Raw genomic sequence first — 9,912 nt, 5'->3', positions numbered from 1 at the left:
TCCTTTCCGCCTGCTGGCCGCATATTTATTCCGACAAATCAAGATGTTATCCGGTTCCCGTTATCCACCTCCTTTTTCAGGCCGTTTGAAAAAATACAGAACATAATGATTTTACAGCATAATACAAAAAACAGTCTACAGGATATACACATCTTCCTCCCTCAGCCGCCGTTCCTGGCCTATCATTCTCACTCCAGCCTCACAGCTTCCGCACAACGGATAAATCTTAACACTGTCTTCAGATTTATCAACTATTTTTTCAAGCCTGTCCACAAGTTTTTCCAGCAGCTCCCGGTCAAGACGGGCTTCAAACACTGAAAACTGCACCCGCCCGCCAAAATCCAGCAGAGTCTTGGCCAATTCCAGCAACGAAGAAATCTCGTTGAAGTGTCGCAGAAATAATGAGCTGCTTGAGCGGAGTGAGCCGCCTGAGCGGAGCCGAAGGCGGCGGTTTCGGCTCCGCTCAACCGCCTTGTCCGGCTCCGCTCAACCGCCTTGACGCAATGAAGCGGGAATGTCAACGTAACGTTGCAGGAACACTGCAAGGGCGGTTCATCAACCGCGCCTGCTGTTTGGGAATTCTGACGCTGGCGGTGAACAGCCCGGCGGATATCTTGGATGTGCGGATGCCGCTCTCTGCTCAATCCCGCCGGTGCAGCCAGAAGGCCATGAAGCGGCGTTCCGGCTCAAAGCCGCCGTGCTGGCCCGGCACGCCGTGGCAGAGCGTGGCAGGGTCTTCCGGCGAGAGGCCGGTTTGGATGCCGTCCTTGCCCCGCCGCATCCGCCCGCCGCTCTTCGGGTCAACCGGCATGAAGAGCTGGCCGGTTTCTGGATATCTGAGGCTGATGCTGCTGTGGTTGAACGCCGCCGGATCAAGCCGGTCGGCAACCCCTTCCAGCCGGAGCAGCGCTCCGGCGATCCGGTTCCAGACCGGCAGGGCGCCTGCGGAGCCGCTGACCCGGAATCCGCCGCGCTTCATCGGCTCGTTGGCATCAAAGCCGACATAAACTCCCACTGTGAAACCGGCGGCGGCCAGCAGGGCCGTGCCGTCAATATCTGTCTCGGTTGGCACAAAACCAAGAAAGGCGGCGTTGCGGAAGTCATTGGCCGTGCCGGTCTTGCCCAGCAGCGGCAAAGCCGGACTTTTCTTCTTGTTGTCGGCGGCGCCGACGACGGATGGCAGGCGGACGCTTTCCCAAGCGGAACGGCCTGTGCCGTGGCGGACCACGTTCTGGAGGATGCTGCCGATCTCGCTGCTGCTTTTGGGGTCAAACACTGTCCGGGCCGCTGGCTGGCGGGCGTAGATCACCCTGCCGTCAGGACGCTCAATCCGCTCGATCAGGGCGAGGCCGTCCAGTCCGGCCCGGTCCTCCTCGCCCGGATCAGCGGCGCTCTCGGCCAGCTCGGCGCTCCAGCGGCGGCCAGTGACCAGCGCCTCATACATCTGCGCGCTCTCCATCAGGGTGATGACATTGGAGCCGAGCGGGAAGGACAGCACCGGCTCCATCCGGCTGATCACCCCGGCCTCGCGGGCCAGCCGGATGAGATACTGCAAGCCGAGCATCACCCGGTAGTCACGGAGATTGACCAAATTTTCCAAGGCATAAGGCGGCCTTGCAGCGGCCAAGGCCCGCTCTTCCTCAGTCAGCCGGGCGATGACATCCGCGCCGCCCGCGCTGACAGAGCCTTCGAGCAGCACGTTGCTCCAGAGCATGTCCTGCTCCGCCGGACTCATGAAAACGAGGCGGCGGCGCAGGTCAGCCGCGCTGACAGGCTGCCAGCTCTCAGGCAGGCTGGCGCGGAGAGTGAAAACCAGCCGCCTGCCGCTGTCAACCGCCATGCGGCCTCTGGAGTAATCCTCCTCCTCGTCCGTCGCAACAGGAAGAGACGGCTTTTGATCAGGAAAGAAGCTGTCCACCTGCACCGCCGGAACCGGCAGCTCGGCCAGCCGCCGCCGCCAGCTTTCCAGCTGCTGCCGCCGCCGCCGCAGGTCAGGCCAGGTCAGGCCGCCGCCGAGCAGACTCAGCTGCTGCCGGTATTCGGCCTTTTCCTCCGCCGTCAGCTTGCCCGCCTGCATCGCCGCCTGAATCTGTGCCCGGTATTTGCCGTAGCTCTGGCCGCAGCCGATGCTTTTCCAGCGGCCCAGCTCGCCCTGCCGGCCCTCGAACTGGAGCGCGGCTCCGGCCCGTCGCGCCGCCTGCTCATAGGCGGCGCAGTCCAGATCCGCCTCTGTCAGCCGCAGGCCGAAGCCGTCCCGCATCCGGCGGCTGAAGTCCTGATAGCTCTCATCAGGCCGCTGCGTCATGTCCAAGGCCGCTGCGGCCTCGGCCAGTCCGGCAGGAGTCAGCTTGTCGGTGAGATGGTAGAGCAGCCAGACCGAGGCCACGTTCTCCGATTTGACTCCGGCCCAGCTCATGGAGACATGCGAGTGCGGGCTTTTGTGGTCCGGGCGGGGGAAGTAGGCCTGGTTGCGGAAGACAAAGACCCGGCGGCGGTTGTCGAGATGATCGAGCGGACTCCAGCCCAGCTGGAGCGCGGCGGCGTAGAGAAACGGCTTGAGCGTTGATCCCATCAGCCGTTTCGCGTCCGCAGCCCGGTTGAAGAAGCGGTTCTCGATCCCGCCCGCCAGCGCCCGCACCGCGCCCTGCCGCAGCACGACCGCCGCGCCTTGCAGCTTGGGGTAGCGCTCCAGCTCCAGCTCCAGCCCGCCGTCAAAGGGATCCGCCTCGCGCACGCTGACATAGACCTTGTCGCCCGGCTTCAGCCGGCTGAGCAGGTCGGCGAGGTCTTTCTTGCCCGGCTTAGCCCACTGATCCCGCCGGTGTTTGACCAAGGCGGCGAGCAGATGTTCCAGCCCTTGGCGGTCAATCAGGCCGCCAGGCTGCTTGGGGCCGAAGCTGACCGCCACCTCGGCCCGCTCCAGACTGACCTCCTGCACCGTGCCGAAAACAAAGGACTTCACTTTGATCTCCCCGCCTTCCTCCGGGTCGTCGCCGACCGTGTCCCTGCACTCCTGCTGCACTTCCTCGCGGCTGTAGCCCCGCAGCTGGACATCCAGGCGCGACAGCTCCCGGCGCAGGCTGTAGAGGGTCTCCTCCTGCAAGGCCTGATCCACTGTGGTGATGATCTTCGCCCCGGAGGTGGCGATGTTGTCAATGCCGTGCTGCTCCAGCATCTCGGTCATCGCCTTGGAGTTCAGGCCGTTTCTGACCATGTCCATGATCGAGGTCAGATCAAAGCTGGTGCGGCCCCGCTTGAAGTGCAGCCCGGCCTGCCGCGCCGCGTCATGCTCCTGCTGGCTGATCATGCCCAGCTCGCGCATCCGGCCCAGCACATAGGCCACCCGCTCCGCCGAGGCCCGGCGCGCTTCGGCGGCGGCGAATTTGTCTTTCTTGATGAAGGGATTGTAAAAGTTGGGCCGCTTGACCGAGCCGGCGATGAAGGCGGTCTCAGCCAGCGTCAGCCCGGCAGGCTCTTTGTCGAAATAATAGCGGGCCGCCACGCCAAGGCCGTGGCCGTTGCCGCTGACATAGAACTGATTGCTGTAGAACTCAAGAATCTTTTCCTTTGAGTAGCGGTGCTCCAGCCGCAGGGCGAAGAGCATCTCCTTCAGCTTGGCCTCATAGCTCCGCCCGGCGCGCTTGAAAAGATTCTTCGCGGTCTGCTGCGTGATGGTGCTGCCGCCCCGGACAATGCGGCCCGCCTGAAAGTTGACCCAGGCCGCCTTGGCGATGCCGGGAAAGTCAATCCCGTAGTGCTGAAAAAACTGATCGTCTTCGGAAGCCACCAGCGCCTTGACAAAGGCCGGGGGCAGCTGCTCGTAGGTCAGGTACTGCCGGTGGATGTCCTCGAAAAGCACGCCGATCTTCTCTTTGCCGTCCCGGTAATAGACCGGACTTTCCTTGCCGAGGATGGAGGCGATCCGCTCCGGCTCGATTTCCGGGCAGGGAGTTTTAACCACCAGCCACCAGACCCAGCCCGCAGCTGCGGCTGCCGCCGTCAAGGCCAGGACAATGGAGAGAAAAATCAGCCGGAAAAAACAGGAGCAGGCACCGCGCGCGCGCATCTTGTCGGTGGGTGAAGGGTGTGTCAGAATTGGGAGAAACAGTGCGGCAGAGCCGCTGCCATGCGGTCATGATATTGCCTGCTGCCCGGCCTGTCCAGCAGAATCGGCGGGCGCGCTCCGGGCCGGATGGATGGAATGCCTTGAAATGCTGGCGAAAATATGACGAAAACATGACGGCAGTTCCGGCGTTTTCAAATCAAGAGCATGTTTTTCCTTGTTAATCGCTGTCATTTTATGGTAGAAGTCAGAAGCTGGCCAGATTCGTCCTGCAGATGAGCGGCGGCCAGCTGCGCGTCTGGGGCAAAGCCTGCGCCGCAGGAGCCGTTTACTTGAAGAACCAACTTGGAGCATTTTGACCTCTATGAAGAAAACCAAGCGAGTCCTTTCCTATATGATGCTGCTGGTGCCGCTGGCCCTGCCTGCGGGCTGCTCGCCGGTCAGCACCGGCGCAGGCGGCGGCCGGATGACCGGCAATGACCGGCAGTCCGGGGCTGATGAGGCTGAGCAGCTGCGTCTGATTGTTGAACGCTATTTTGAGCAGCAGGAACGGCAGCGGCAGCGGCAGCGGCAGCTGGAGGCCGCCTCGCCGCAAATCGTCTCTGATGATGACAAGGAGATGGCGGGCGAGCCGACCTTGGTCGGTTCGGCGGAGGAGCTGAAAGAGGAGCTGGACGAGCTGCGGAAAACCGGCGCATGGACAGCGGAAGACAAGGACAAAGGCCAGGCTGCGGCGCAGTGCCAGCTGCCTGGAACCGGCGTGATAGAGGCTCCGGTCCGCCCGGAGCCGCCGTCCGTCAGCGGCCCTCTGCCGCAGCCAGCGGAGCCTGCGGCCGGAGCGCGCCGGGCCGCCTGTGATTTTCCAGTGCTGGTCAACAATCAGGTGCAGTTTTATCTGGACCTTTTCCAAAACAAGCAGAAAAAAAATTTCCAGCGCTGGCTCGAACGCTCGACCATGTATCTGCCGCAGATCACCGCCGAGCTGGAGAAGGCCGGGCTGCCGCTGGAGCTGGCCTGGCTGGCGATGATCGAATCCGGCTTCAATCCCTCCGCCTATTCGCACGCCCACGCCTCCGGCCTCTGGCAGTTCATTCCCGGCACCGCCCAGAATTACGGCCTGCGGATTGACTCGTGGGCAGATGAGCGCCGCGACCCGGAGAAGTCCACCAAAGCTGCGGTCGCCTATCTCAAGGCTCTGCACAAACGCTTCGGCGACTGGCATCTGGCCGTGGCCGCCTACAATGCGGGCGAAGGCACGGTCGAACGCGGTCTGAAGCAATACAAGGCCAGCAATTTCTGGGAGCTGGCCCAGCATGACGCGCTGCGTCTGGAAACCAAGCGCTATGTGCCGCAGATGATCGCCGCCGTGCTGATCACCCGCAACCCGGAAAAGTACGGATTCGGCAATGTGCAATACAAAAGGCCGGTCCAGCAGGAGCGGGTGCGGGTGCCGTCAGGCATTGATTTGAAAACGGTGGCGGCCAGCGCCTCGGTCAGCGTCGGGCAGCTCCGCTCCCTCAACAATGACCTGCTCAAGGATCAAGTTCCAGCAGGCGGCGCGGGCTGGCTGCTTAAAGTCCCGGCTGGCCGCGCCGCGCTGGTGGCCGCCAATCTGCCCAAGGCGCAGGCTGTGGCCGCCGCCGCAGCAGGACCGGCTGCGTACCTCAGCCACAAAGTCGCCAGAAACGAGACGCTGCAAGGCATCAGCCAGAAATACGGCGTGAGCCTGACCGCACTGCTCAAGATCAACGATCTCCGTTCCTCCAAGCTGCTGGCCGGGCAGCTGCTGCGCATCCCCACCGCCGCCGCCCCCGGCACGTCAGGCTTGACGCTGGCCAAAGTTTCAGCTCCGGCTGCCGGAGAGAAGATCGCGCACAAACTGAACAAAGGCGAAACGCTTTCCGAAGTGGCGGAACAGTACGGTGTGCCGCTGGCCTCGCTGATGCAGTGGAATCAGATCAGCAAGGCGGACAAGGTGCGGGCCGGACAGCAGCTCGCCATTTATTCGCCCCGGCCTGCCGCCGCTCCGGCCCCTGCGGCTGCGGCGGCTTCCGCAGCTGACGGGCCTGTCGAGCTGACCGTCGCAGGCAAGCGGCGGCCCGGCGAGACAGAGGCCCAGCCTGCTGCCGTTGTGGCCGCAGCCGAGAAAAAAGAGACGCAAGGCGCAGTGGTGCTGCTGTCCGGCGCCAAAAAGCAGCCGTCGTCAGAGGCTGCCGCAGTCAGCTACTACAAAGTGCGCAGCGGCGACTCCCTCTGGTCAATTTCCAAAAAGCTTCAAGTTTCAGCCAAAGAGCTGAAGGTGTGGAACAGCTTGAACGGCAGCGCGCTCCAAGTCGGCGCCACCTTGGTGATCCGCAAGGGCTGACATGCTGTCTGCTGGCGGCGGAATTTTTCTCAGGCCGCCAGCAGGAAATCCGTCACAGCGGCGGCGGCCTGACCGGCCCGCAGACAGGCCTCGCGCAGCCGCCACCGCCGTTTGTCCCGTTCTCCCGCCATATTGCTGACGCAGCGCAGCTCCAGACAGGGCAGTCCAAACGCCTCGCAGACCCGCGCTGCCGCTGCGCCTTCCATGTTTTCGCATAATCCCTGCCGCTGCCTGCCTATCTGCCGCGCCCGCGCCGTTGTGCCGCTGGAGCTGCTGACAGTGACGAAAACGCCGCTCCGGCAGTGCAGGCCTGCCTGCGTCAACGCCTGCGCCGCAGCAGACAGCAGTCCGGCATCCAAGACAAAATGATCGCGGACAGCCAGCCCCTGTTCAGCAAAGCGTTCAATCCGCTCCGGCAGGCAGATGCCGAGATCGCCCAGCACTTCCTCTTCGGCAAGGCAAATGTCCAGCAGCCTGGCTCCGCTGTCCGGGAAGGCTCCGGCAATGCCGAAGTTGATCACCGCGCTGACTGATCCGGCATGACGGTGCAGCGCGTTTGTCAAGGTGAAGGCCGTCTCCGCTGGCCCGATGCCGGTGAGCAGCGTCCGCACAGGGCGGCCCGATCCGGCGGCGGCAAAAGCCCGCAGCTCAAAATCAGTGGCTGCGGTCAGCAGCAGGCGCATCAGCCCCGCCTCCAGCCGCAATTATTATGGGCTATGCCCTGCCGCGTTCTGCGGGTATAATACAGAAGGAGCCTTCCGGCAGCCGCCGGAACGGCGCATTCATAAGCACATAGGAGGCCGGTCATGATCTTTTCTCACAGAAGGGCGGACAAGGGCGCGGCGCAGCCGCAACGCGGCCTGTTTCTGCGCATCGCAGTTTGTTTTTGCCTCTTGGCCCTGACCGCAGGCGGCGCGGCGGCAGGGGCCGGATACGGGCTGGAACCGGGAGTTCTGCGCGTCAGCGAGGGCGGCGGCACGTGGGGCGATATTCTGGAGATGTCAGCGGCGGTCAGAGGCTCGTCCATTCTTTTCACAGTCCGTAAGAAAAACGGGCTGCCTTTTCACACCAGAAGTGAAATTTCCATCAGAACCGGCAGCCGCAACGGCCCGACAGCGGCTTCCGGCATTGTGCCGATTGACAGCAGCGCAGTCAGTCTGAAAGCGCGGCTGAACAAATATGGCGAAGAGGAGAGCTATTACGCCTATCTCTTCAACAGCTACGGCCACGCGTGGGTCGGCCCGCTCAAGCTGTCGGGTGACAGCGGCTTTGTTGCTCATGAGCCAACGGGCAGGGATGTATCCACAGGTTATCCCTTCTTGGAAAACCGTAGCGGGCCGTCCAAGCCCCGCCTTGAAAACCTGCCCGCCTCTGTGCCCCTTCATGAGCGCGTCCTGATCAATGTGCGGGCCGGAGCCTGCCCGGACGGCGGCAAGGTGCGGGTGCAGTGCTTTGCCGAGGCCGAAGGGCGCAGCGGTCAGCACGAGTCAGCTTTGGTCTGGTCAGGCAGTCTGCTGCAAATTCCGTTCCATTTTGACCAGCTTGGCGAGCAGAGCATTTTCTGCGCCACGGTCAGCCGCTGCTGCTCCAGCCCTTGGGTCAGCGGCACGGTCAACGTGCAGCAGGAGCGGCCCTCCAGTAAAATAAGCCGTTCAGAGACCAAAATCAACATTTCAGTCGTGACAGACGCGGACGGCAGGGCAGACAGCAAAGTCAGTGTGCAGAACAGCCGGACAGAAGACTGCGCCCCCTTCTGTGGCGGCGAAATCAGCTACGACCGGCCTTATCTGCCAGAAGCCGAAGATCCGTCGTATGCGATGCCTTACGACACGCCTCCCGACGGCGCCTATGTACTGCCGGACGCAGTGCCGGATCTCTAAACAGCATCTGTTCCGCCGCCGGAAACATCTGTTCCGGCGGCGGCGCTTTCTTTTAAACGCCTTCCCTTTTCGATGACTGAACATATCCCGGAAGACTTCCGTCTCTCCGCCTATGACTATGCCCTGCCCGAAGCACTGATCGCCCAGCAGCCTGCTGACCGGCGCGAGGCATCCCGCCTGCTTGCCCTGCATTACGCTGCGGGCAGGACAGAATGCCGCCGCTTCGATGAAATAGGCGAATTTCTTCGGCCCGGCGACCTGCTGGTGCTGAACAACACCAAAGTTTTTCCGGCCCGGCTGCTTGGCAGCAAGGCCAGCGGCGGCAAGGTCGAGCTGCTGCTGCTTCATTATCCTGAAACGCGGCTGCCCGGCGAGGCGGCGGCTCTGGCTCTGCTCCGCAGCTCGAAGCGGCCCAAGCCCGGCAGCCTGCTTTATTTTAGTGACCAACTCCAAGCCCGCGTGGAAGAGCTGCTGCCGGACGGCAAAGTCCGCGCTGCTTTGCTCTATCCTCCTGAAGCTGCACTGGCCGTTCTGCTGGAGCGGCATGGCCAGCTGCCCCTTCCGCCCTACATCAGGAGGCCGGAGGGCAGCACGCCTGAGGACGCGCTCCGCTATCAGACTGAATATGCCCGGCATGTCGGTTCAGTGGCCGCGCCGACAGCAGGGCTGCATTTCAGCCGCAGCCTGTTGGCCGAGCTTGAGGCGCAGGGCGTGCGGCAGGCCGCAGTCACCCTGCATGTCGGCTACGGCACTTTTGCTCCGGTGCGCTGCGAAGACATCCGCCAGCACGAGCTGCACAAGGAGTTTGTCCATGTTCCGGCAGAGACGGCTGAGGCGGTGAACGCAACACGGGCGGCGGGCGGCACGATATGGGCAGTCGGCACCACCACGGCGAGAACGCTGGAATTCGCGGCGGCGCGGACTGGCCGCGTCGAGCCGACAGAAGGACTCTGCGGCCTCTACATTTATCCGGGCTGGCAATTCAAGGCGGTGGACAATCTGATCACCAACTTTCATCTGCCGCAGTCCTCGCTGCTCTTCCTTGTCTCGGCGCTGGCAGGCCGGAAACAGCTTTTGGCCGCCTATGCCGAGGCGGTCGTGCAGAGATGCCGTTTTTTCAGCTACGGCGACGCGATGGCAGTCATCGCCAAATAGCAAAGCTTTGATTGATTTTATCAGGACGCAGTGTATGGGCCAAAAAATCAAACCGCCCTCCGTTGAAATGAATCAAGGGTTCCTCGAAAAATACCGCATTCATTTTGCTGTTTTCTTGTTATTGTTATTTATTCAATCTCAACGAGGCTATTGGTTTGGAAATATTTCGCCAGACTCTCGAAGAGAGAAAAATATGTGAAGTTAAATGTATGAGCAAAAGGTTATTATTCAGTTATAACATATATAGCCAAAGCAGTATAAAATGACTACACTGTGAGTATGGCATACTCAATAGATTTTCGTCGGAAGGTTTTGGAGATCAAAGACCGGGACAGCCTGAGCTTTGAAGAGACGGCTCTGCGTTTCGGAGTCAGCAAATCAAGCGTGAGCCGCCGGGCGAAACGGCTTGAACCGTGCCGCACTCGGAACAAACCCGCGACAAAGATTGC

General features: G+C 62.0%; 7 protein-coding genes. 4 read left to right on the top strand and 3 right to left on the bottom strand.

The genetic code is table 11. From position 1 onward, the window contains the following. Positions 1–135: 135 nt before the first annotated feature. On the bottom strand, positions 136–369 hold the full coding sequence (gene cas2, locus ACNKH3_RS01155; RefSeq protein ID WP_420207937.1) for a CRISPR-associated endonuclease Cas2: 234 nt from the start codon (positions 367–369) through the stop codon (positions 136–138). A 271-nt stretch (positions 370–640) separates the two neighbouring features. After that, positions 641–4,066 (bottom strand): transglycosylase domain-containing protein, encoded by a 3,426-nt coding sequence (locus ACNKH3_RS01150; protein ID WP_420207936.1) that lies wholly within the window; start codon positions 4,064–4,066, stop codon positions 641–643. 361 nt (positions 4,067–4,427) lie between these two features. On the opposite strand from ACNKH3_RS01150, the gene ACNKH3_RS01145 reads away from it, so the two are divergent. Then, positions 4,428–6,428: a LysM peptidoglycan-binding domain-containing protein gene (locus ACNKH3_RS01145; RefSeq protein WP_417916651.1), complete on the top strand. Its 2,001-nt coding sequence runs from the start codon at positions 4,428–4,430 to the stop codon at positions 6,426–6,428. A gap of 29 nt (positions 6,429–6,457) precedes the next feature. On the opposite strand, the gene mqnB is transcribed toward ACNKH3_RS01145, so the two are convergent. Further along, positions 6,458–7,111 carry a futalosine hydrolase gene (mqnB, locus tag ACNKH3_RS01140; RefSeq protein ID WP_417916652.1) on the bottom strand — a complete coding sequence of 218 codons (654 nt, stop codon included), beginning with the start codon at positions 7,109–7,111 and terminating at the stop codon, positions 6,458–6,460. Between the two features lie 123 nt (positions 7,112–7,234). Here mqnB and ACNKH3_RS01135 point away from each other — a divergent pair, with 123 nt between their 5' ends. The 3 genes from ACNKH3_RS01135 to ACNKH3_RS01125 all read left to right on the top strand — a co-directional run bounded on the left by ACNKH3_RS01135 (position 7,235) and on the right by ACNKH3_RS01125 (position 9,662). Then, a complete protein-coding gene (locus ACNKH3_RS01135) occupies positions 7,235–8,308 on the top strand; it encodes a hypothetical protein (RefSeq protein ID WP_417916653.1) in 1,074 nt (357 codons plus the stop codon). Positions 8,309–8,380: 72 nt separating this feature from the next. Then, a complete protein-coding gene (gene queA, locus ACNKH3_RS01130) occupies positions 8,381–9,463 on the top strand; it encodes a tRNA preQ1(34) S-adenosylmethionine ribosyltransferase-isomerase QueA (protein WP_420207935.1) in 1,083 nt (360 codons plus the stop codon). A 34-nt stretch (positions 9,464–9,497) separates the two neighbouring features. Continuing rightward, the gene (locus tag ACNKH3_RS01125; protein ID WP_420207934.1) at positions 9,498–9,662 is read left to right on the top strand and encodes a hypothetical protein; all 165 of its coding nucleotides are present in this window, start codon (positions 9,498–9,500) and stop codon (positions 9,660–9,662) included. The last annotated feature ends 250 nt before the right edge of the window (positions 9,663–9,912 follow it).

The sequence above is a fragment of the Candidatus Electronema sp. JC genome, assembly GCF_048287365.2.
Taxonomy (GTDB): domain Bacteria; phylum Desulfobacterota; class Desulfobulbia; order Desulfobulbales; family Desulfobulbaceae; genus Electronema.
This window is presented reverse-complemented; position numbering and strand designations above follow the sequence as displayed.